Origin of the sequence: Stenotrophomonas sp. WHRI 8082, assembly GCF_040223995.2 — a bacterium.
In the GTDB taxonomy this organism is placed as follows: Bacteria; Pseudomonadota; Gammaproteobacteria; order Xanthomonadales; family Xanthomonadaceae; genus Stenotrophomonas.
The window spans coordinates 941,484-964,409 of record NZ_CP167826.1; the positions used below are offsets into that span (position 1 = coordinate 941,484).

The following is a 22,926-nucleotide window of genomic DNA, read 5'->3' on the forward strand; positions in this document are numbered from 1 at the left end:
CTCGGGGATGTCGCCATGAACCGTTGGACTCTGGCCTGTCTGGCCGTCGCTTTGGCCGGCTCGACCGCCCTGCCCGCTGCACACGCACAGGTCGGGACCCGTGCCTACGCGCCTGAAAACCTTGCCCAGCTGACGGCCAATGACCGGATCCGGGTGATCAGCCAGGAATACGCGGATCAGTCGAACGGACGGCGCATTCCGGACGACCAACTGCGCTTTTATCTGGACCAGGTCAGCTCGGGCTGGGCGTTTTCGCGCATCAAGCAGGACATATCCACCTCACTGAGAGGCGCCGGCCAAGGCGGTTCCGGCGGGTGGAATGACGGTCGGCCGGGTGGCAGTCACGGTGGCAACGCAGGTAATAGCGGGACGATCCGCTGCGAAAGCCAGAACAACCGCGAGCGCGTCTGCAACGCCGGCTGGCGCAATGCGCGACTGGTCCGCCAGATATCCGGCACGGCCTGCGTGGAAGGGCGCACCTGGGGCGTGCGGGATGGCGCGGTATGGGTGAACGGCGGCTGCCGCGCCGAGTTCGCGGAAGCGCGCGGGCAAGGCAACGGCGGCAACTGGGGCGGTGGCTGGAACAGTGGCAACGCCAACTACAGTGTCACCTGCAGCAGCAATGACAAGCGCCGCAGCACCTGCGCGTGGGAAGCCCGCCGCGGCCAGCCGATACTGCTGCAGCAACTGTCTGGCAGCGCCTGTCGCGAGGGCCAGAGCTGGGGCTACAGCAATGGCAGCCTGTGGGTCAGCAACGGCTGCCGCGCACGCTTCGGCGTGCGCTGAGGCGCCGGCAACGGAGGCTTCACGGGCGTCCGGGATCGGTAGCGCCGACCCATGGTCGGCGAGCGCAGCGGCACAGGCGGTCACGCATTCCGCCGAGCATGGCTCGGCGCTACCAGGGCGTGCGGGATCGGTCGCGCCGACCCATGGTCGGCGAGCGCAGCGGCAAGGGGCTGAGGCTGGTAGCGCCGACCCACGGTCGGCGAGCGAAGCGGCACAGGCGCTCACGCATTCCGCCGAGCATGGCTCGGCGCTGCCACGGCGTGCGGGTTCAGGGCGCGGCTGAGCGGTCCGCACCCCACGGGGCCGGCGGCAGCGCCACCGGGCGGGTCAGGTCGAACACTACCCGGAAGCGCCGCCCGTCAGGGCGCGTGAGCTCGTAAACGAACTCCTCGTCCGGCTTGATCTCCATTGCCCACGTGTTGTGCGTGGACGCCAGCATGTCCGCCTTGCGGAACATCGCCACCGAATCGGTATCGGCCGGAAACTGCTGCCGCTCTGCCGTACCCGGTGGCTTGCTGTCGCCCCCATACAGGGTGATCGCATCGGGACTGCCGTCTTCGTGCCGGTGGTCGTGCTTCAGCCGCAGCCCGTGCTCGGTGCGGCTGAGCACCCACGTCCGCGAATGGTCGTCACCCACGTGAAACGGAATGCGCACTTCGCGGGAAGTGTCCTCGCAGCCGCGTACGTGCATCACCAAGCGCTTGCCGGCGAACGGGTCGGGGCCGGTGGCGACCGGATTATCCTCGACGATCTCGCCGGCGTAGGCCTTGCCGCAGTGCGCGGCCACGCTGGCCAGGAAAGCATCCGCGGGCGCCGTCGCCACCTCGTTGGACACCACGTCGCGGGATTTTCCATCGCAGCCCGCCAGGGCCAGCAGCCCCATCATGGGTATGAGTCGAAGCATGTTCATCGCTCCACCCTACCCAGCCACGCCACTCCGCGCAAACCTGCCGTGATCAGTCGCCGCTGCTCGTCGGCGCCGCGGCAGGCTTCTCGACGAGGTTCTTTTTGTTCTTGCCGAAGTCGGTCTCATACCAGCCGCCACCGGCCAGGCGGAACGACGGCGCGGTGATCTGCCGCTTCACCGTGGACTTGCCGCACTGGGGACAGTCGACGGGGTCGGCGTCGGCAATTTTCTGCAGACGGTCGAAGGCGTGGCCGCAGTCGGTGCAGGCGAAGGCGTAGATCGGCATGGCGTGGGCATCGCAGGGGTATCGAGCCGCGCATGGTAAGCCATTGCAACAGGGAGGTCAGGTCCGCTGTGTTAAGGTCGTTGACGTGTTTGCCCAACCTTCCCCACGAAGGTCGCACCCATGTTGCGGCTGACTTCCCTGCTGCTTGGCGTGGCTTTGCTGCTTACCGGCGGCGGCCTGCTCGGCACCCTGCTGGCCGTGCGCGGCGGGCAGGAAGGCTTCAGCGCCAACGCGCTGGGCTGGGTGATGTCCGGCTATTTCGCCGGCTTTTTCGTCGGCACGTTCACCGCCCCGCCGCTGATCCGCCGGATGGGCCACAGTCGCGCTTTCGCCTTCCATGCCGCGCTGGCGACGATGGCCGTCCTGCTGCATCCCTTGTGGCTCGACCCATGGGGCTGGGGCCTGCTCCGCGTGGTCACCGGCATCGCGCTGGTCGGCCTGTACACGGTGATCGAAAGCTGGCTCAACGCTGAGCCGGATCCGCAACGACGCAGCCGCGTCTTTTCGCTGTACATGATGATCAACCTGTCCGCGCTCGCCTTGGGCCAGGTTCTGCTGATGCTCGGCGATGCCGGTGCAGCGGCGATGTTCACGGTCACCGCCCTGCTCGTCTGCGCCGCGATGCTGCCGGTGACCGCTACCCGCCTGCAGCAGCCCGATGTGCCCAATGTGCCGCGCCTGAAGTTGGCCAACCTCTACACGCTGGCCCCCGTCGCCACCGTGGCTGCCGGCCTCTCCGGGCTTGCCATGGGGCCCTTCTGGGGCCTGCTGCCGGTGTACGCCGGCGAGATCGGCCTGAGCGGCGATGGCGTGCCGTTGTTCATGCTGACTGCCATCGCCGGCGGCGCCCTGCTGCAGTGGCCGCTCGGGCGCATCAGCGACGGGCATGACCGCCGCATCGGCCTGCTGGCTGTCAGCCTGGCGGCCGCTGGGTTGGGCGTGCTGGCGGCGATGCCGCTGATCCAGCAGCAGATCCACGTGATGTTCCTGCTGGTGTTCTGCTACGGCGGCCTGGTGTTCGCGCTGTATCCATTCGCTGTCGCCCATATGCTCGATTATCTGGCCAGCGAAGACCTGCTGTCCGGCTGCAGCAGCCTGCTGCTGGTCCATGGCGTGGGCGCGGCGATCGGGCCGGCCATCGCCGGCGCGCTGATGACACGCTTCGGGCCACCGGCCCTGCCGCTGTATTTCGCCGTGGTGCTGGCCTGTCTGGCCGCCTTCACCGCCACCCGCCTGTTGCGCCACGCGCGCCTGCGCACCCATCCGGCTCCCTTCCGCGCGATGGTGCGGACCACCCCGTCCGCGCTGGAGCTGATGCCGGAAACCGAAACTCCCCTCCACCCTGAAAAGGAAACACATTGACTGTCGAGTACCCTACCCTTGCAACCGAACCCGCTGTCCCCGCTACTGAAATCGCAGCACCGCCACAGCTGATCCTCGCCACCGACCTCGATGGCACCTTCCTTGCCGGCAGCGCCGCGCAACGGCACCGCCTCTACCGGTTGATCGACCAGCATCCCGGCATCTCCCTCATTTTCATCACCGGCCGCGGCCTGGAAGCGGTGATGCCGCTGTTGTCCGACCCCTCCATCCCGGTGCCCGATTACATCGTCTGCGACGTCGGCGCCACGGTGGTCGACGGCCACACGCTGCAGCCCGTGCAGCCGCTGCAGTCCATGATCGATGCGCACTGGCCCGGTGAGCACGTGGTCGCCGAGGCCATGCGGCCCTTCACTGCCCTGCAGCGCCAGGATGTGCCCCAGGAGCGCCGGTGTTCGTATTTCTGCGATCCGGAGACCCTGGCGCCACTGCGCGCGCAGATCGAACAGACCGCGCGCGGGCTCGGCTGCGACGTGCTGTACTCGGCTGACCGTTACCTGGACATCCTGCCGCCCGGCACCGACAAGGGCCGCACGCTGGCCGCACTGGCACGTACGCTGGACCTGGAGGTCGATAGCATCCTCGTGGCCGGCGACACGCTCAACGACCTGTCGATGTATGTCGCCGGCTTCCGCGGCGTCTGCGTCGGCCAGTCAGAGGCCGCTCTGCTGGAGGCGACCGACGGGCAGGAGCGCACCCTGCATGCCGAAGCACCCGGCTGTGGCGGTATCCTCGAAGCCATCACACACTTCGGTTTGCTCGACGCCCGTGATCCGCACCTGGCCGCACCGGCGCCGGTGTCCCACGAAGGCGCCAAGCTGCTGATGGTCTATCACCGCATGCCCTTCGATGAGAGCTTCGAAGACGGCAAGCTGGTGCAACGGCCGCCGCGCTCGCCCAATGGCATCATTCCGTCGCTGCTGAGTTTTTTCAAAGGCGGGCAACAGGGCAGCTGGATTGCCTGGGGCATCGACGATCCCAAGCATCGGCCGTTCCAGCGACATGTGACCGTAGACGAAGCGCAGTACCCCACCTTGCGCGCGACACGGGTGCCGCTCAGCCGCCAGGAAGTGGACATCTTCTACAAGCGCTTTTCCAAGGAAGCCTTCTGGCCGATGCTGCACGTGTTCTGGGAACGCGCGCGCTTCCGCGAGGATGACTGGCAGGTCTTCCTGAAGGTCAACCGCAAGTTCGCCGAAGCCACCGCCGCCGAAGCCGCACACGGGGCGACGGTGTGGATCCACGACTACAACCTGTGGATGGTGCCGGCGTACCTGCGCGAGCTGCGCCCGGACGTCAAGATCGCCTTCTTCCATCACACCTATTTCCCGTCCGCGGATGTGTTCAACGTGGTGCCGTGGCGTCGCGAGATCATCGGCAGCCTGCTGGCGTGTGACTACGTGGGCTTCCACATCCCGCGCCAGGTGGAGAATTTCGTCGACGTGGTGCGGGGGGCGGCTCCGGTGGAGCGGCTGGCGTGGGAGAACTGCGCACCCCGCTTCCTCACCTACGGCTGCGCGGTGGGCCTGGACACCATGACCACGCGCCTGCGCGTGGGCGACCGGGAGGTGGCACTGGGCGCACATCCGGTCGGCACCGATCTGGGCCGTATCCACGACACGCTGGCGCGTAGCGATGTGCGCAATGACATCTTCAAGCTGCGCCGCGAAATCGGGGCGCGCAAGCTGGTGCTGTCGGTGGAGCGGCTGGACTACACCAAGGGCACGCTCGCCAAGCTGGAAGCCTTCGAACGTGTGCTGGAGCAGCATCCCGAACAGCAGGGCAAGGTCACGCTGCTGATGGTCTGTGTGCCCGCGGCACGCGAAATGACCATCTACCGCACCCTGCAGAACCAGATCGAGCAGGCCGTAGGTCGCATCAACGGACGCTTCGCGCGGCTGGACTGGACCCCGGTGCGCTTCTTCGCCCAGGCCCTGCCGTTCGAGGAGGTCGTTGCACATTACGCCGCCGCACAGGTGATGTGGATCACCCCGCTACGTGATGGCTTGAACCTGGTGGCGAAAGAGTTCGTTGCCACGCAAGGCATCGAAGGCAGCAACGGCGTGCTGGTGCTGAGCGAGTTCGCGGGAGCAGCAGCCGAGCTGAAGGGCGCCGTGTTGACCAACCCGCATGATCCGGCCGATCTTGCCGCCGGCTTGATGCAGGCCCTGTCCATGCCGGACGAAGAAGCCGGCGGTCGCCTGCGCCAGTTGTATGGCATCGTCGAACACTACGATGTGGACCGCTGGGGACGCGATTTCCTCGACGCGGTGGACAGAGCGGGCGCCTGAGCAGGCGCAATGCCGAATCGGAGGCACCGCGCATTGCGCGGTGCACTGACGTAGCGCCGAGCCATGCTCGGCGAGCGCACCGCGCGGCATGCATTAGCCCGGCGCTTACAGGGCGTCAGGCGATCATTCGATCCGCCAGCACGCCTACCTGCTTGAGCACCACGTCGCGCATCGTGCCGTCGACCGTCGCCCCCTGCAGGTAGCTGGTCAGGATCCACGGCGTGCCGCCGGCCAGCGGCCACAGCACGGCGATGTCATTGCTTATGCTTTTGCCATCCCCGCCGGTACGGTCGCCGATACGCCAGCGTTGACCCAGGCCTGCGCGCAGGCGGGCATCGCCGGTCGCGTTATCGATCAACCAATCGGTCAACTGCAGCCGCGATGCGTCGTTCAGCACGTTGCCCAGCACGATGCGGCGCAGGCTGCCGGCCGTTGCCACCGGACTGGTCGTATCGCGCGGGTCACCGGGCTCGAAGCGGTTCATTTCCGGCTCGTAGCGGTCATTGCGCGTCACGTCGTCGCCGTTGGCCCGCAGGAAAGCGGTGATGCCCGCCGGCCCGCCGAGCAGCCGCAACAGCAGATTGGCCGCCGGATTATCGCTGGTCATCATCGTTGCCCGGCACAGATCACGCACGGTGAGATCCTTGCCCACATGGCGGGACGTGATGGGCGCATGCTCGATCAGGTCAACCGCCCGCATCGGGATGCGCCGGTCCAGCAGACCGGGACTGCGCTCCGACTGATGCAGCGCGGCGGCACCCAGCAGCCATTTGAAGGTGCTGCACATCGGGAACAGCTCCTTCTGTCGATGCCCGGCGATCACCTTGCCCTGGGCGTCCATCAGGGCCACACCGAGACGCCCGCCACTGATGCGCTCGAGCGCGTCGAAATCCTTAGCCTCTGCAATGGCGACTGCGGCGGAAACGGCCGCGGGCGTCCCCGTCGCCGCTGTACGTGCCAACAGGGGAGCAGCAGCCAGCGAGGCGAGTGCAGCGCCCCCTGCCTTCAGGAAACGGCGTCGGTCGGTCATGGGAAATCTCCAGTGCGATGAAACGTGAGTATCGAAGGGAACATGCAGCGCAACCAGCTGATAGTTTCAGCAGGAGCCGTGAGCCAGATGAATGCCTTCTGCCATAACCCACCCTGAAAATCGGTGCATTGAATCTAGAATGAGTGGATTCCATAACCCTTGCTCACGGCTCTCCTATGCTGCGTTCCCAGCTTCCGCTTGCCGCGCTGCGTGCGTTCGAAGCCGCCGCACGCCACCAGAATCTCACCCGTGCCGCGTTGGAGCTGTGTGTCAGTCAAGCCGCACTGAGCCACCAGATCCGGCAGCTCGAAGGCCGCTTGGGTACGCGACTTTTCCACCGCTTGCCACGCGGCGTTGCACTGACCGACGAAGGGGCCGCGTTGTATCCCGTGCTGAACGAGGCCTTCGACCGCATCGGGGCGGCCGTGGCGCGATTCGGTGGCGCCAGCGGCAGGCGGGATGTGCTCACCATCGGGGTAGTGGGCACATTCGCGTGCGGTTGGCTGTTGCCACGCCTGTCCTCGTTCGAGAGCGCTCATCCGCACATCGAGCTGCGCGTGCAGACCCATAACAACCGCATCGATCTGGCCGGGGAAGGTCTCGATCTGGCCATCCGCTTCGGTGACGGAGACTGGCAGGGGCAAGAGTGCACACAGGTGCTCGACGCGCCATTCGCGCCACTCTGCGCACCCGCGGTGGCGCGTCGGCTGCACAGCCCGCGTGATCTCGCCCAACTCGCCTTGCTGCGCTCGTACCGCAGCGATGAGTGGCCCTGCTGGCTGCAGGCTGCCGGCGTGCAAGGTGTGGAAGCGCGCGGCCCGGTCTTTGATTCCTCGTTGACCTTGGCGGCAGCAGCGGCAGGAGGTACTGGCGTGGCCCTGCTGCCGTTATGCATGTTCGAGCAGGAACTGGCCGAGGGTCGGCTGGTGCAACCGTTCCCGCAGACCGTCGCGCTGGGCAGTTACTGGCTGGCGCGCCTGCGCTCGCGGCCAGAGCGCGAGCCCGCCGCGCGCTTCCGGGAATGGCTGCAGAGCGCGTGATGCGGGGTGAGTTGAGGTGGGGGGACGTCGGGGTCCTGGTAGAGCCGACTTCAGTCGGCTGCTCCTTCCTGCCGACGGACATCGGTTTTACAGAGCAGCCGACTGAAGTCGGCTCTACCCCCGGCTCCACCGTCAGCGTCGGCGTCGGCGGCGTGCGCGGCCTCGGGGGCGTGCGCGGCGTCGGGGGGCGCCGGACTCTTGGTAGAGCCGACTTCAGTCGGCTGCTCTTTCCAGCCGACGGACATCGGTTTTTACGGAGCAGCCGACTGAAGTCGGCTCTACCCTCGGCTCTACCGTCAGCGTCAGCGCCGACGTCAGCGTCAGCGCCACCATCGGCGCCGCCGCGGCTCAGCCGTCCAGTAGCGCCATCCAGGCCGCTTCGGCCTTTTCCAGTTGGGCGGCGGCGGTTTCGCGGTCGCGTCCCAGCACCGCCATCCGCGTCGGATCGGCGTAGCTGGCCGGGTCGGCCAACTGGCGGTCCAGCTCGGCCAAACTGGCTTCAAGCTCAGCCACCTTGGCCTCTGCAGCGGCCAGCTTGTGCGGGTTCGGTGCCTTCTTCTGCACGACCTGGGCGACCGGCTCGCTCTTGACCGCAGCGGCGGCGGGCTCGGGCAGCTTGCCCTTGGTGCCCTGCGCCTGCGGGCGCGTGCGCAGCCACGATGCATATTCATCCAGATCGCCATCGAACGGCTCGACCACGCCGTCGGCCACGCGCCAGAACGTATCGCAGACCAGACCGATCAGATGGCGGTCATGCGACACCATCACGATCGCGCCTTCAAAGTCACTCAGCGCCTCGGCCAACGCTTCGCGCATTTCCAGGTCAAGGTGGTTGGTCGGCTCATCGAGCAGCAGCACGTTCGGCTGCTGGTAGGCGATCAGTGCCAGGGCCAGGCGCGCGCGCTCGCCACCGGAGAATCCATCCACCGGCTCGAAGGCACGGTCGCCGGCGAAATTCCATTTGCCGAGGAAATCCCGGAACGACTGGTTCGGCGCATCCGGCGCGATGTCGCGGAAGTGCTCCATCGGCGACTGCCCTTCATGCAGCGATTCCACCGTGTGCTGGGCGAAGTAGCCGATACGCAGGTCCGGATGGGCCGCGCGGTCACCCGCGATGGGGTTCAGTTCGCCCACCAGGGTTTTCACCAGGGTGGTCTTGCCGGCGCCGTTCGGGCCCAGCAGGCCGATGCGCTGGCCCGCCTCCAGGCCGAAGCCGACATCGTGCAGGATCACCGAATCGGCGCCGTAGCCGGCCTCGACATGGTTCAGCCGGATCAGCGAGAACGGCAGCTTCGCGGGCGGGGCGAACTCGATGCGGAACTCCCGCTCGGCGCGCACGGCTTCGGTGCCGGCCATCTTCGCCAGTCGCTTCATGCGGCTCTGTGCCTGCGCGGCCTTCGACGCGGTCGCCTTGAAGCGGTCGATGAAGCTCTGCAGGTGGGCGCGCTCGTTCTGTTCTTTCTCGTGCGCGATCTGCTGCTGGCGCAGCTGCTCGGAACGCTGCCGCTCGAAATCGGTGTAGCCGCCCGGGTACAGCTTGGCGCCCCCGTTATGCAGGTGCAGGGTGTGGGTGGCGACGTTGTCGAGGAACTCGCGGTCATGCGAGATCAGCAGCAGCGTGCCCGGATACTTCAACAGCCACTGCTCCAGCCAGTACACCGCGTCCAGATCCAGATGGTTGGTCGGCTCATCGAGCAGCAGCAGGTCACTGGGCATCATCAGCGCGCGCGCAAGGTTCAGGCGCACGCGCCAGCCACCGGAGAACGAGGACACCGCACGGTGATGCGTTTCAGCGGGAAAGCCCAGGCCGTGCAGCAGCTTGCCAGCGCGCGCTTCGGCGTCGTAAGCGCTGACTTCAGCCATCTTCGTGTGCGCCTCGGCCACCGCTTCCCAGTCTTCACGCGCGGTGGCGGCGGCTTCTTCGGCAAGTACCGCAGCAACCGCCACGTCGCCGCCCAGCACGAAGCTCAGCGCGGGGTCGGGCAACGACGGGGTTTCCTGCGCCACGCTGGCGATGCGCACCCGGCCAGGCAGCTCGACATCGCCTTTGTCAGCTTCCAGTTCGCCCTGCACGGCCGCGAACAGACTGGACTTGCCAGCACCGTTGCGGCCCACCACGCCCACCCGGTAACCGGCATGCAGGGTCAGGTCGACGTTGGACAACAGCAGCCGCTCGCCGCGGCGCAAGGCGAAATTACGGAGGGAGATCATTGGGGGAGGTCCATATAACGGAATGGAATGTGCTGGTGAGCACCTTTCCTGCGACGCAATTCTAACGTTAACGAATACTTGACGTATCCCGGGGGCACGCCAAGGGCGCCTCTCTCTCTCCCACGGAGGGTGCCCCACGGCTCCCGGGCCCCTCTCCCCCACTCCTGCCAGAACCGCTAAACCGTTGCATTTGCAATAGTTTTTGACGTTACCGTCATTTGACAGGGGATTAAATTGTCGTTAATTGCTTGATTGCGCGCCGCAACACGCCGTCCCGCTCCCCGAGATGTCGCCCGGTGCCGCCGCCCCCAACCGGAGCCACGTCCAGATGACCCGCAAGACCCGCCCGCTCGCCGCCGCCATCGCCGTGGTGCTCGCCGCCTCCAGCTTCGCCGCCGCCGCACAGACCGCCAACACCCTCGACACGGTGATCGTCACCGGCACCCGCGTGGCCGACCGTACCGTCGCCGAATCGCAGTCGCCGATCGACATCATCACCCCCGAGGCCCTGCAGTCCACCGGTACCTCCGAGCTGGCCACCGCGCTGTCGCGCGCCCTGCCGTCGCTGAACTTCCCCCGCCCGGCGCTCACCGACGGCACCAGCGGCATCCGTCCCGCCCAGCTGCGCGGCCTCTCGCCGGATCAGGTGCTGGTGCTGGTGGACGGCAAGCGCCGGCACACCTCGGCAATGATCAACGTCAACGGCAGCATCGGCCGCGGCTCGTCGGCGGTGGACATCAATGCCATCCCGATCGGTGCCATCGAGCGGGTGGAAGTGCTGCGTGACGGTGCGTCGGCCCAGTACGGGTCGGATGCCATCGCCGGTGTGATCAACATCGTGCTCAAGGGCAGTGGCACGGGTGGCAGCCTGGCCATCGACCACGGCCAGTACGCGGCGGGCGATGGCAACAAGGACCAGCTGTCCGGCGATGCCGGCTTCACCTTCGGCGACGGTCGCGGTCAGGTGCACGTGGCCGGCCAGTACAGCCAGCAGGACGAAAGCAACCGCGCCGGGCCATACCAGGGCACCACCCCGAACACCGGCAACTTCCCCGACATCGGTGAGAAGACCTTCGTGGTCGGCGATCCGCAGGTCGATGCCTCGGCGGTGTCGGCCAACGCCAGCTTCGCGTTCAGTGACAACGTCACCGGCTACGCCAACGCGATGCTCAGCAACCGCGACATCACCTCGTTCGCGTTCTACCGCTCGCCCAACCACCTGGCACAGACCGCCCTGCTGGCCCAGGTCTACCCGGACGGCTATGTGCCGCAGATCAACCAGTACTCCAAGGACCGTTCGGTCGTTGCCGGCGTGAAGGGCAGCACGGAAAGTGGCTGGACCTGGGACCTGAGCGCCAACCATGGCGAGAACACGCTCGATTTCCACACCCGCAACAGCATCAACTACAGCCTCGGTGCGACCAGCCCGAGTTCCTTCTACGACGGCACGCTGAAGTACACGCAGGACATCTTCAACGCGGACTTCACCAAGTCGCTGGACTGGGGCCTGGCGTATCCGGTCACCCTGTCGTTCGGTGGTGAGTACCGTCGCGAAACCTGGGAACAGCGCCAGGGCGAGCTGAACTCGTACACCGGCAGCGGTGCGCAGGGCTTCGGCGGCTTCACGCCGATCAACGCCGTGGACGAAGACCGCCACAACTACGCGGTCTATGCGGGACTGGAAGCGGACCTGACCGACAAGTTCTCCGCCGGCGTCACCGGCCGCTACGAGGACTACTCGGACTTCGGCGACAAGTTCTCCGGCAAGCTGTCGGCGCGCTACGCGTTCACCGACAAGGTGGCCCTGCGTGCTACCGCGTCCAGTGGCTTCCGCGCCCCGTCGCTGGCCCAGCAGAGCTATCAGGCCGTGACCAGCACCATCGTCAACGGCAACTTCGTCGAGCGTGGCACCTTCCCCGCGGGCAGCGCCGCCGCGCAGGCACTGGGTTCGGCACCGCTGAAGGCCGAGACCTCCACCTCCTACAGCGTCGGCCTGGTGCTGCAGCCGGTGGATCGCCTGTACCTGACCGTGGATGCGTACCAGATCGAGATCGATGACCGTATCGCGTTGTCGTCCAACATCACCACCACCGGCAACACGGCGGTCGCCGATCTGCTGACCGGCCTTGGCCTGCCGCAGGTGACGGCGTTCTCGTACTTCACCAATGGCCTGGATACCCGCACGCGCGGTGTCGATGCGGTGGCCAGTTACACCGTGCCGTTCACCGCCAGCAGCCTGGAACTGACCGCGGCCTACAGCTACAACGACACGGAAGTGCAGAAGTTCGACGCCTCACCGGCCACCTTCCAGGCACTGGGTATCACCCAGGCGCTGATCGGCCGCGATGAAATCGGCCGTATCGAAGACAGCTTCCCGCGTGACAAATCGATCGTCAGTGGCACGTGGCGTTCGGATCACTGGGAGCTGGGCCTGGCCGCCACGCGCTACGGCAGCTTCACCGTGCGCAACTCCGCCACCGCCACCCGCGACCAGACCTACGACGCGAAATGGGTGCTGGATGCATCGGCCAGCTACAAGCCCAGCGACAACTGGACCCTGACCCTGGGTGCCGACAACCTGCTGGACGAATACCCCGACCGCACCGTCGACCTGCAGAACTCCACCTGGGGCATGCTGCCGTACAGCAACTATTCGCCGTTCGGCTTCAATGGCGCGTACGTGTACGGGCGCATCCGTTACACCTGGTAACAGGCAGCATGCCGTCGCTCGGCATCACCAGCGTCAACTTCAGCAAACGCCGGGCACTGCCCGGCGTTTGCTGTATCGGCCCCCATCGGTGAAAATCGGGACATCCCCCGATTTGCCTGCGAGACCTGATGCACCATGACACCGACCTGATCAACATCGTCGCCGTTGGCCTCGGGCTCGCCTTCATCTTCGGCGCGCTGGCCAACAAGCTGCGTTTGTCTCCACTGGTCGGGTATCTGGTTGCTGGCATCTGCGTTGGGCCCTTCACTCCCGGCTTTGTCGCCGACCAGGCACTGGCCAACCAGTTGGCCGAACTGGGCGTGATGCTGCTGATGTTCGGCGTCGGCCTGCACTTCTCGCTGAAGGACCTGATGGCCGTCAAAGCCATCGCCATTCCCGGTGCGATCGGCCAGATCCTGGTGGCCACCCTGCTCGGCTGGGGTGTGGCCAGCTTGATGGGGTGGCCCGCCATCCATGGCATCGTGTTCGGCTTCTCGCTGGCCACCGCCAGTACCGTGGTGCTGCTGCGGGCGATGGAAGAGCGCCGTCTGCTGGAAAGCCTGCGCGGCAAGATCGCAGTGGGTTGGCTGATCGTCGAGGATCTGGCCTGCGTGCTGGCCTTGGTGATGATGCCGGTGCTGGCCGGCGTGTTCGGTCCGGATGCCGCGAAGGAAAACCACAGCATCGGCAGCGTGCTGGCCGACATCGGCTGGACCTTCGTGCAGCTGGGGCTGTTCGTAGCGGTGATGCTGGTCGTCGGTCGGCGGGTCATTCCGTGGATCCTTGAGCGTACCGCCGGCACCGGCTCGCGCGAGCTGTTCACCTTGGCCGTGCTGGCCATCGCGCTCGGTGTGGCATTTGGTTCGGCCATGCTGTTCGGCGTGTCCTTCGCGCTCGGCGCGTTCTTCGCCGGCATGCTGTTGAACGAGTCCGAGCTCAGCCACAAGGCCGCTACCGATTCACTGCCATTACGCGATGCGTTCGCCGTGCTGTTCTTCGTCTCGGTGGGCATGCTGTTCAACCCGATGATCATCGTCGAGCACCCGTGGCAGGTGCTGGCGACGGTGCTGATCATCATGTTCGGCAAGTCGGCCGCCGCATTCTTCATCGTGCGTGCGTTCGGCCATCCGACCAGTACCGCACTGACCATCTCGGCCAGTCTGGCGCAGATCGGCGAGTTCGCCTTCATCATCGCCGGCCTGGGCGTTGCACTGCAGATCCTGCCGGAGACCGGGCAATCACTGGTGCTGGCCGGTGCGTTGGTGTCGATCATGCTGAACCCGCTGGTATTCGGTCTGCTGGACCGCTGGCAGGCCCGCCAGCTGGCCCTGCAACCGGCCATCGCCGAGGCAGAAGAGGCGGCCGGCCCCTCACGCGACCTGCATGACCACGCCATCGTGATCGGTTACGGCCGGGTGGGCAGCGAGCTGGCCGCAGTACTGCGCGACAAGGGCGTGCCGGTGTTGGTGATCGATGACAACAAGGAGCACGTGGAAAGCGCACATGCCGCCGGCATCGCCGCAATCCGGGGCAGCGCTGCAGCCGACAAGGTGCTGGCCGAAGCCCATCCGGACCGCGCCAAGATCGCGGTGCTGGCCATTCCGCAGCCCTTGGAAGCCGGCGAGGCATTGGCCAAGCTGCGCGCGATCAACCCCGGCCTGACCCTGCTGGCCCGCGCCCACAGCGATGCGGAAGTACGCCACCTGCTGGAACACGGTGCCGACGGCACGGTGATGGCCGAGCGCGAACTGGCGTACTCGCTGGCCGAGATGATCATGTCCACGCCGCCCTATCGCACGATGGGCCAGCCACACCCCATCCCGGTGGTGTGAGCCACCGCGGCGGCCTGCCGTGGGGCCGGTAAAGCCGACTTCAGTCGGCTGGCTTGAAGGTAGAGCCGACTTTAGTCGGCTGGGGGATGGAAGCCGACTGAAGTCGGCTCTACCGTGCCGGTGTGGTGCAAACCGACTGAAGTCGGCGCAACCGCGTTACTGCAGCGGGATGCAGATGTCCGCACGCAGGATCGCTTCGGGCACTTCTTCCGGGTCGTCCAGGTACTGGTAGTACAACGGCGCATCGCGCAGCGTACGTCCGCTGTCGGGCAGCCAGTGGCGCAGCAGCACGTCAGTGGCCGTTTCCAGTCCTGCGTAACTGCCCACGTGCCGCAGCACGGCGTGGTCACCACCGCCGAGTGTCATCACCCGCAACGGTGCAGGCACCTGCCCCTGCAGCGGACCGAAGCCCATCGCGCAGTCGAACAGGCACGCATCCGGCGGCACATCACGGTGGTCGTTCAGCGCGATGCCCGCCAGCTGCTGCAACTGGTCGGCAAGCCCTTCCCCGGCAGCCCACGCATGGATCCGGCCGAAGGCCTGGTCCAGATCGTCGAACGCACCGCGCGTGCGCAGCACCACGACATCGAACGGATCCAGCGCCGTCACCCGTACCTGCAACGGAACCCGGTCATCGACCGCGTCGCCGGCTGGCAGCGATAGCCGCTGCTGCCAATCGAAACGCAGCACCGCATCGTCGCGGAGTGCGCTGGGGGTCGCCTGCAGCGCCTGGCGGCAGGCACGTGCCAGGGCCTGCGGGCTTTCGTAGCCCACGCTCAGGGCGACATCCGTGATGCGGCTTTCCGCCAGCGCGAGCAACTGAAGTGCCTGCAGCAGCCGCAGGCGCGCCACGGTGCGCCCCGGCGTTTCCCCGGTCAACGCGCGGTACAGGCGGTGGAAGTGGAACGGCGATTGATGAGCGATCGACGCCAGCGTTTCCAGCTCCGGCAAGGGCGTGCCTGCGCGCAGGCAGGCTTGGAGATGTTCGATCACGCGGTCGATTCCGTGGCGCTGGCGCAGCTGGGCGAGGTGGCTCATGTCGGGTTCCCGTTGGAAGACTGCGTGCAGGATGCAGGGGATACGGCCCAGGCGCGTGTCCGATCTTGCGCAATGGCAGCATGACCGAGCCTGACAAAAAATGCGCATCTGCATCATCGGGTCGCATTCGCCCCTATCTGCACCGGCGTGGCGCACGCCAACCTGCAGCCTTGTCCAGAAAAGGGTCAGACACGATGCCTATCGACCAAGTCAGTGCGGCACGGCGCACACAGGGCGCGTTCCAGAACCACCACCACGGCGGCGCGCCCGCCTCGCACGCATCCCGCAAGCACGCCGCATGGGGCCAGCATGGCCCTGCCCTGCGCGTGGGCAACCATCCGGCGCAGCTGCTCACCGCCGCCTTGCTGCTCACCGCCCTGGTGCCCGCGGCGCAGGCCACACCGACATACACCACGGTACCGGGTACTGCCGCGCCGGCAGGGTGCGGCGGCATCAGGTCCATCGGCAATGCCGCGCTGGGCGCGTGCGCGCTGGCGCCGCGCACCTGCGCGGCTGCCACGATGCTGGGCACGCTCGGCCTGTTCGGCGGGCTGGTTTACCTCAATGCACAGGGCGGCTTCCAACCTTCCCGTGAAACATGGGACTCCGGGCGGCCGCCGCGGCCCGTGCCTCCGCACTTGCCCTCGCCCAGCGTCCCGATCCGCGACCAAGTGCAGCAGACGGTACAACAGGCCAGCGTGGTGTCGGCCGATGGCACCTCCTCGCCGATGGAAGCGGCGCTGCTGCAGGTCGCGCGCGATTGCGGGGGTGACCGTGCCTGCCGTGCCGAGGCCATCAACGCGCTGCTGCACTCTTTGCCACCGGCCACGCTGTCCCAGCTGCAGCAGATGGTGGCGCGCACGGTGGCACCGTCGACGCCGCCGGTGCAGGACGGCTGGCCCCTTGCAGGCGCGGAAGCGGCCGCCTGGCCGGCCGACGCCCTGCTGCTTGAGCTGGCCGACGTGCTTGCCGATCTGTACACGCCCAGCGTGGCCGCTTTCCAGGACGACATGGAAGCCATCGTGGCCAGCACCACCAGCGTACCCAGTGGACGACAGGGCACCGGGGACGAAATCCAGCAGCGCTGGAAACAAGCCAATGAGCGGCGGCTGGAGGCCATCGCCCGTCTGCTGGAGCGCGACGCCGGACCGGTGACGCGCGTGCCGTACGTTCTGCATGGACTGCAGCATCTGGGCATCGCCGATGGCAGCGAAGCCTTCAATCTGCAGGTGACGTTGCCGACAGCCGCTGCGGCCCCTCCTGCGAAGCGGCTGCTGCTGGTTGCCCATGGCGATATGATCGGACGCTCACGGGGCTCGGAAGGGGCCTACGACAATGCGTCCGGCGTCGCGACGCTGCTGCACATCGCCCGCCAGGTGAAAGAGGACCCGTCCCTCGCCGGCACCCAGGTCGAATTGCTGGTCACCTCCAACGAAGAACTCGGCTTCCTGGGTGCACGGGCGTACGTGGACGACTGCCTGCAGCGGGACGACTGCCCGACTTTCGTCATCAACGTGGACATGACCGGTCGCGGCGGACACGGCTATGCGCTGACCGGCACCGATGGGCTGGCTGACTCGCCGCATCTGGGCAAACCCACGATGTACCTGCGTGCGCCGGCGGTCAGTCCGGTGGAGCAGCAGGCGCGTGAGCAGCTCGAACAGCGCCTGGCCACGCAGGGCTTCGTACCTGCGTCCCCCGATCACAGCCCGTGGATCACCTCGGACAACATCGCATTCCAGAACGCCTCCATCCCCTGCGTTGCCGTTACCCAGGTGAGCGCCGCAGATGCCGCGCTGTGGAGACAATTGGAGGACGCTCGCAAGACATGGCAGGCGCGTGATGCCGAAGTGGATTGGCGTGCCTGGCAGGCGCAGAACAGCGGCACGGCCCCGCTGCCCGCAGAGGAGGCGCGCATTCTGAAGACACGCTACCAGGCAGCGGCCAGCGCTTATCACCAGTACAAAGCGCTGCGCGATGCGCACCCCAATGCACCGCCCACGATGATCCACAGCGAACGCGATCGCCTGCACCGCGTCAATCCTGCGATGTCGGTGGAATTCGCCAACGCGCTGCTGGATGGCGTGCGCCACCTTGAATGGAACGCCGATACCGCTGGCGTGATCCCCACGACACTGAACAGCTGAGGCCCCGATGCCCATCAACGCCACGCAGGCCCGCCAGCAGCAGGGCGCCTACCAGCGCAAACATCGCGGTTTGGCTGCGCCGTCCCACACTGCAACGTGCCAACAGCGCTATGGTCGACAACCGCCGGGATTCAATCTGCAGGGGGCGAGCAACCAGTTGGCGCTTGTGCTGCTGTTGAGCACCGCGCTTCCCGCAGTCGCCCACCGTCCTGCACCGGCCACGCCGGCGGCGCATCCGCCACCTCGCCCCGCGTCCGGGTGGCCACCCGCCGCGCAGGCGATGGACACCGGCTTCGAGCTGCGTGACATGAGGGCGGCCGCGGCGCCGGCGGCCGCGCACGAACCGCTGCTGGGCAGTGCCCCGACGGCCGTCGTCAACCTCGCCACCGACGCGGCGCTGGCCACCTGCCTGCGCCATCCCCGGCAGTGCGCTCCGGCTGTAGTGACGGCTGCCGGCGTGACTGCCTTCTGGGCGGCAGCAGCCACGGCCGGCTATCTGCTCCACCGCGACCCGGTCACCACCGACGATGCGGCCGAAGCGCCGGCCCCGGTCACGCATCCGCCCCTCCCGCGTTATAGGCTCGATCCGCAGCGGCTGCTGCCGCCGATGCGCTTCAATGTCAGTGATCTGGAACCGGACATTTCCCCCTGCGTCTCGCTTGGTGCACACGTGAACCGGCGGTGGGAAGAGACGACCACGCTGCAACCCAGTAGAACCCAGTTGGGCACGCTCGATCACCTGCGCACCAATGCACTGCTGGTCTGCCAGCAGTTGGCCGAACAGATGGCCATCGAGCGGACGCCGGACAAGCCAGCCAAGGTGATCGGTGACCTGTGGGCAACAGGCATGGATGAGGTGGGTATCGAGGTGGCCGACCGCCGGCCTCTGCAACCTGCGCTGGAGGCCATCGAAGCGGTAAGGGACACAAACGCGCTCATCAAATATCTGTTCGATGCCTCCCGGCGTGACGCCAATCCATTGTTCACCTTTACCGTGCGTCCCGACTTCGAAGACCCGGCGACCAATATCGGGTATTTCGCGCAATCCGGTCTGGGCCTGCCCAGCAGCGAGTGGTACGACGACCCGCAAAAAGGCCCCCTCATCGATGCATACCGCGCGCACGTGGTGGAAACGCTTGTGCTTTCCGGTATGCCCCGCAGTGACGCCGACAGGCTGGCGCCGAAAATCCTACTGATCGAGCGTGAGCTGGCGGCGGCTTCGGTACCCTTCTCCAAACTGGCTACCGATATCTCCGTGTTCCACAACATCGTCACCCCCGAGCAGGCTCGACAGCAGACACCCAATCTTGATTGGCGGCGCTTCTTCCACGCCCAGGGTCTGCAGCCACCTGCCACGTTCTCACTGGGCATGCCGACCTTCTTCCAGAAGCTCGATACCCTGCTGAGGGACACTCCACTGGAGACTTGGAAGGCCTACCTGCGCTTCCATGCCACCGACGACGCAGCTCCGTGTCTGTCCGCCGCCTTCGTCGACACCCATGATGCGTTTCATGGCGGGGTGATCAAGGGCCGCAGATCCCGCGTGCCCCGCTTTGCGCGGATACTCGGCATGATCCAGCAAGCAGCAGGGGACGCGATGGGCCCGGCCTACGCGCAGGTTGCGTTTCCCGCTGATACTGCACGTTCATTGGAGACCATCACCCAGCAGCTGACCTCCGCGCTGAAAAACAGGATCGCCCAGTGTGACTGGATGGACGCCGAAACCCGCGAAAGGGCGATGCAGAAAGCGAACACGCAGCGCATCGAGGTCGGCTGTCCCAGCCAATGGCCGGTTTGGGGCGATGTCGGCACCGGGCGCACCTCGTTCCTGGAAAACATGCAGGCCGTGCGGGCACATGCCCAGCGTCGCAATGTGGCCCAGTTGGGCCAGCCCGCCGATCACCACCATTGGAAGCTGACGCCGCAGACAGTGAACGCCTACCAGGACGTCTCGCTGAACCTGATCGCGATCCCGGCCGCACTGCTGCAGCCTCCCTTCCATGACGCCAACGCCGACCCCGCCCTCAACTACGGAGGCATCGGCGCGATCATCGGCCACGAAATCGCCCACGGATTCGACACGGTTGGTACCTCCTTCGACGAGCGTGGCCACGAAGGCGATTGGCTTACGTCCTACAGCCGGCAGCAGTTCGACGCACGCGCAGACCAGCTTGCCCAGCAGTTCAACCGTTACGAGGGTGACGGACTTGCGGTGGACGGTAAGCTGACCCTTGATGAGAACCTGGCCGACCTGGGCGGGCTGTCCATCGCGTTGCAGGCAATGCGCCAGGCGACGGCGGGGACGCCGGATCCGATGATCGATGGCCAGACCCGCGAGCAGCGATTCTTCATCGCCTACGCGGTGGCACATCGAGCCATTTCGACTCCGCAGCGGGCTGAGCTGGATCGCGCCATCGTCGCTCACCCGCCTGAGCCTGTGCGCGCTGACGGTGCGCCGTCGAACTTGCCGGAGTTCACCGAAGCCTTCAACTGCACCGCCGGCATGGCCATGACACGGCCTGCCGACCAGCAGATTCGTTTCCTCTGACCGCAGCTGCAGCGGCCAGGCGAACCTGGCCGCTGCAGCGCTTGTTCACCGCACGCTGAAATGCAACCTGCCGTTCTCGGCTTCCACGCCAATCGTGTCGCCACTACTGAACTCACCTGACAGGATTTTCTGCGCCAGGGGGTTCTCCAGCTGCGACTGGATCGCGCGCTTCAACGGCCGCGCCCCGTAGACGGGATCGAAGCCCGCCGTACCCAGCGATTCAAATGCCGCGTCGCTGACCTGCAGCTTCAAGCCGCGCTCGGCCAGCCGCGATTCCAGGCCACGCATCTGGATCCGCGCGATCTGCTTGATCTGCTGCTTGTCCAACGGGTGGAACACCACGATGTCGTCGAGCCGGTTGATGAACTCCGGGCGGAAATGCGCCTGCACCACGCCCATCACCGCGGCCTTCATCTGGGTGTAGGCCTCCGGCGAATCATCGCCACTCATGTCCTGGATCTGATGCGAACCCAGGTTGGACGTCATCACGATGACTGTGTTGCGGAAGTCCACGGTGCGGCCCTGGCCATCGGTCAACCGGCCATCGTCGAGTACCTGCAGCAGGATGTTGAATACATCCGGATGCGCTTTTTCCACTTCATCCAGCAGGATGATCGAATACGGACGACGACGCACGGCTTCGGTCAGGTAGCCACCTTCCTCGTAACCGACGTAACCGGGAGGCGCACCGACCAGACGGGCGACGCTGTGTTTCTCCATGAACTCGCTCATGTCGATGCGGATCATCGCATCGGTACTGTCGAACAGGAACTCGGCAAGGGCCTTGCACAGCTCGGTCTTGCCCACGCCGGTGGGGCCCAGAAACAGGAACGAACCACTCGGTCGGTCAGGATCGGACAGACCCGCACGCGAGCGCCGCACCGCATCAGACACGACCTTGATGGCCTCCTCCTGCCCCACCACACGCCGGTGCAGTTCGTCTTCCATCCGCAGCAGTTTCTCGCGCTCGCCTTCCAGCATGCGGTTGACCGGGATACCGGTCCAGCGGGAAACCACCTCTGCGATTTCCTCGGCCGTAACGCGGTCCTGCACCAGCTTGAACTCGGTGTTCTCGGCCTCCTGCGCGGCAGCGAGCTGCTTCTCCAGCTGCGGCAACTGGCCGTACTGGATTTCGCTCATGCGACCAAAATCCTGCCGACGCTGCGCCGACTCCAGCTCCAGCCGCGCCTGCTCGATCTGCTCTTTGATCCGGGTTGCGCCCTGCAGCGCCGCCTTTTCCGACTTCCAGACTTCGTTGAGGTCCGAGAAATCACGCTCCAGCGCGTCGATGTCGCTCTCGAGGTCCGCCAAGCGCTGCCGGGACGCCTCGTCTTTTTCTTTCTTCAGCATCTCGCGCTGGATCTTCAGCTGGATCAACCGGCGCTCCAGTCGGTCCAGCTCTTCCGGCTTGGAATCGATCTCCATGCGGATGCGCGAGGCGGCCTCGTCCATCAGGTCGATGGCCTTGTCCGGCAGCTGCCGGTCACTGATGTAGCGGTGCGACAACGTGGCGGCCGCGACGATCGCCGGATCGGTTATCTCCACGCCATGGTGGACCGCGTACTTTTCCTTCAGACCGCGCAGGATGGCGATGGTGTCCTCCACCGACGGCTCACCCACCAGCACCTTCTGGAAACGACGCTCCAGCGCGGCGTCTTTCTCGATGTACTTGCGGTACTCATCCAGCGTGGTGGCACCGACGCAGTGCAGTTCGCCGCGCGCAAGCGCCGGCTTGAGCATGTTGCCGGCGTCCATCGCACCGTCGGCCTTGCCTGCGCCGACCATCGTGTGCAGCTCGTCGATGAACAGGATGACCTGCCCTTCGCTCTTGGCGAGATCATTGAGCACGCCTTTCAGGCGTTCTTCGAATTCACCGCGGAACTTCGCACCGGCGATCAGCGCGCCCATGTCCAGCGACAGCACCCGCTTGCCACGCAGGCCTTCGGGCACCTCATCGTTGATGATGCGCTGGGCCAAGCCCTCTACGATGGCGGTCTTGCCCACGCCGGGCTCGCCAATGAGCACCGGATTGTTCTTGGTGCGTCGCTGCAGCACCTGGATGGTGCGTCGGATCTCCTCGTCACGGCCGATCACCGGATCGAGCTTTCCGCTCTCAGCGCGCGCGGTCAGGTCGATGGTGTACTTCTCCAGCGCCTGGCGCTGTTCCTCTGCGCTTTCCGACTGCACCTTCTCGCCGCCGCGCAGCTTGTCGATGGCCGCCTGCAGGCGCGCCTTGTCGGCACCGGCAGCGCGCAGCGCCATGCCCAGGGTGCCGCCATCTTCCAGCGCCGCCAGCACGAACCATTCGCTCGCGATGAAGGCATCGCCCTGCTGCTGTGCCAGCTTGTCGGTGTGGTTGAGCAGCCGGTTGAGGTCGTTGCCGATGGACAGGTTACCGGCCTGCCCGGAAACCTTCGGCAATGCCGCCAGCGCCTCGTCCAGGCGCTCACGCAGCACGGTCACGTTGACACCCGCCTGGGACAGCAGGGGCCGGGTACTGCCACCGGCCTGGTCGAACAGGGCGCTGAACACGTGCACCGGTTCAACGATGGAATTATCGCGGCCTACGGCCAGCGACTGCGCGTCCGCCAGCGCTTGCTGGAAACGCGAGGTGAGCTTGTCCATCCGCATGTCAGATCCTCGATCATGAGAAGCCGGCCACGCCGGCACTACCCACCAGATGCGGCTGCTGCCGCCGGTTTCAAGGGCATCTGAGATCA

Annotated in this window: 14 protein-coding genes; 8 read left to right on the forward strand and 6 right to left on the reverse strand. The window is 66.2% G+C overall.

The window, feature by feature from the left end:
• The first annotated feature begins 15 nt into the window (after positions 1-15).
• A complete protein-coding gene (locus ABRP17_RS04115; RefSeq protein ID WP_349984883.1) occupies positions 16-786 on the forward strand; it encodes a DUF3011 domain-containing protein in 771 nt (256 codons plus the stop codon).
• A gap of 268 nt (positions 787-1,054) precedes the next feature.
• Here the strand turns inward: ABRP17_RS04115 and ABRP17_RS04120 are convergent, their stop codons facing one another.
• Positions 1,055-1,696: a hypothetical protein gene (locus ABRP17_RS04120; protein ID WP_192081014.1), complete on the reverse strand. Its 642-nt coding sequence runs from the start codon at positions 1,694-1,696 to the stop codon at positions 1,055-1,057.
• A gap of 46 nt (positions 1,697-1,742) precedes the next feature.
• A complete protein-coding gene (locus ABRP17_RS04125) occupies positions 1,743-1,979 on the reverse strand; it encodes a zinc ribbon domain-containing protein (RefSeq protein ID WP_192081013.1) in 237 nt (78 codons plus the stop codon).
• 120 nt (positions 1,980-2,099) lie between these two features.
• On the opposite strand from ABRP17_RS04125, the gene ABRP17_RS04130 reads away from it, so the two are divergent.
• Both ABRP17_RS04130 and ggpS read left to right on the forward strand, forming a co-directional pair.
• Positions 2,100-3,341, forward strand: a complete 1,242-nt coding sequence (locus tag ABRP17_RS04130) for an MFS transporter (RefSeq protein WP_349984884.1) — start codon at positions 2,100-2,102, stop codon at positions 3,339-3,341.
• A 68-nt stretch (positions 3,342-3,409) separates the two neighbouring features.
• Entirely contained in the window at positions 3,410-5,650 is a 2,241-nt protein-coding gene (ggpS, locus tag ABRP17_RS04135) for a glucosylglycerol-phosphate synthase (RefSeq protein ID WP_349984975.1), read from the forward strand.
• Between the two features lie 115 nt (positions 5,651-5,765).
• Here ggpS and bla read toward each other — a convergent pair whose 3' ends face one another.
• The gene (gene bla / locus ABRP17_RS04140) at positions 5,766-6,680 is read right to left on the reverse strand and encodes a class A beta-lactamase (RefSeq protein WP_349984885.1); all 915 of its coding nucleotides are present in this window, start codon (positions 6,678-6,680) and stop codon (positions 5,766-5,768) included.
• A 176-nt stretch (positions 6,681-6,856) separates the two neighbouring features.
• Here bla and ABRP17_RS04145 point away from each other — a divergent pair, with 176 nt between their 5' ends.
• Positions 6,857-7,720, forward strand: coding sequence for a LysR family transcriptional regulator (locus ABRP17_RS04145; RefSeq protein ID WP_349984886.1), 864 nt, complete (start codon positions 6,857-6,859; stop codon positions 7,718-7,720).
• 348 nt (positions 7,721-8,068) lie between these two features.
• Here ABRP17_RS04145 and ABRP17_RS04150 read toward each other — a convergent pair whose 3' ends face one another.
• Positions 8,069-9,931: an ATP-binding cassette domain-containing protein gene (locus ABRP17_RS04150; RefSeq protein WP_349984887.1), complete on the reverse strand. Its 1,863-nt coding sequence runs from the start codon at positions 9,929-9,931 to the stop codon at positions 8,069-8,071.
• A gap of 328 nt (positions 9,932-10,259) precedes the next feature.
• Here ABRP17_RS04150 and ABRP17_RS04155 point away from each other — a divergent pair, with 328 nt between their 5' ends.
• Positions 10,260-12,641, forward strand: coding sequence for a TonB-dependent siderophore receptor (locus tag ABRP17_RS04155; RefSeq protein WP_188324751.1), 2,382 nt, complete (start codon positions 10,260-10,262; stop codon positions 12,639-12,641).
• A 128-nt stretch (positions 12,642-12,769) separates the two neighbouring features.
• The gene (gene ybaL, locus ABRP17_RS04160) at positions 12,770-14,473 is read left to right on the forward strand and encodes a YbaL family putative K(+) efflux transporter (protein ID WP_188324752.1); all 1,704 of its coding nucleotides are present in this window, start codon (positions 12,770-12,772) and stop codon (positions 14,471-14,473) included.
• Positions 14,474-14,629: 156 nt separating this feature from the next.
• On the opposite strand, the gene ABRP17_RS04165 is transcribed toward ybaL, so the two are convergent.
• Positions 14,630-15,511 (reverse strand): AraC family transcriptional regulator, encoded by an 882-nt coding sequence (locus ABRP17_RS04165; RefSeq protein WP_349984888.1) that lies wholly within the window; start codon positions 15,509-15,511, stop codon positions 14,630-14,632.
• A gap of 194 nt (positions 15,512-15,705) precedes the next feature.
• Here ABRP17_RS04165 and ABRP17_RS04170 point away from each other — a divergent pair, with 194 nt between their 5' ends.
• Both ABRP17_RS04170 and ABRP17_RS04175 read left to right on the forward strand, forming a co-directional pair.
• A complete protein-coding gene (locus ABRP17_RS04170) occupies positions 15,706-17,658 on the forward strand; it encodes a M20/M25/M40 family metallo-hydrolase (RefSeq protein ID WP_349984889.1) in 1,953 nt (650 codons plus the stop codon).
• A 7-nt stretch (positions 17,659-17,665) separates the two neighbouring features.
• Positions 17,666-20,206: a M13 family metallopeptidase gene (locus ABRP17_RS04175; RefSeq protein WP_349984890.1), complete on the forward strand. Its 2,541-nt coding sequence runs from the start codon at positions 17,666-17,668 to the stop codon at positions 20,204-20,206.
• 45 nt (positions 20,207-20,251) lie between these two features.
• On the opposite strand, the gene clpB is transcribed toward ABRP17_RS04175, so the two are convergent.
• Positions 20,252-22,837 (reverse strand): ATP-dependent chaperone ClpB, encoded by a 2,586-nt coding sequence (gene clpB, locus ABRP17_RS04180; RefSeq protein ID WP_188324756.1) that lies wholly within the window; start codon positions 22,835-22,837, stop codon positions 20,252-20,254.
• Positions 22,838-22,926: the final 89 nt, after the last annotated feature.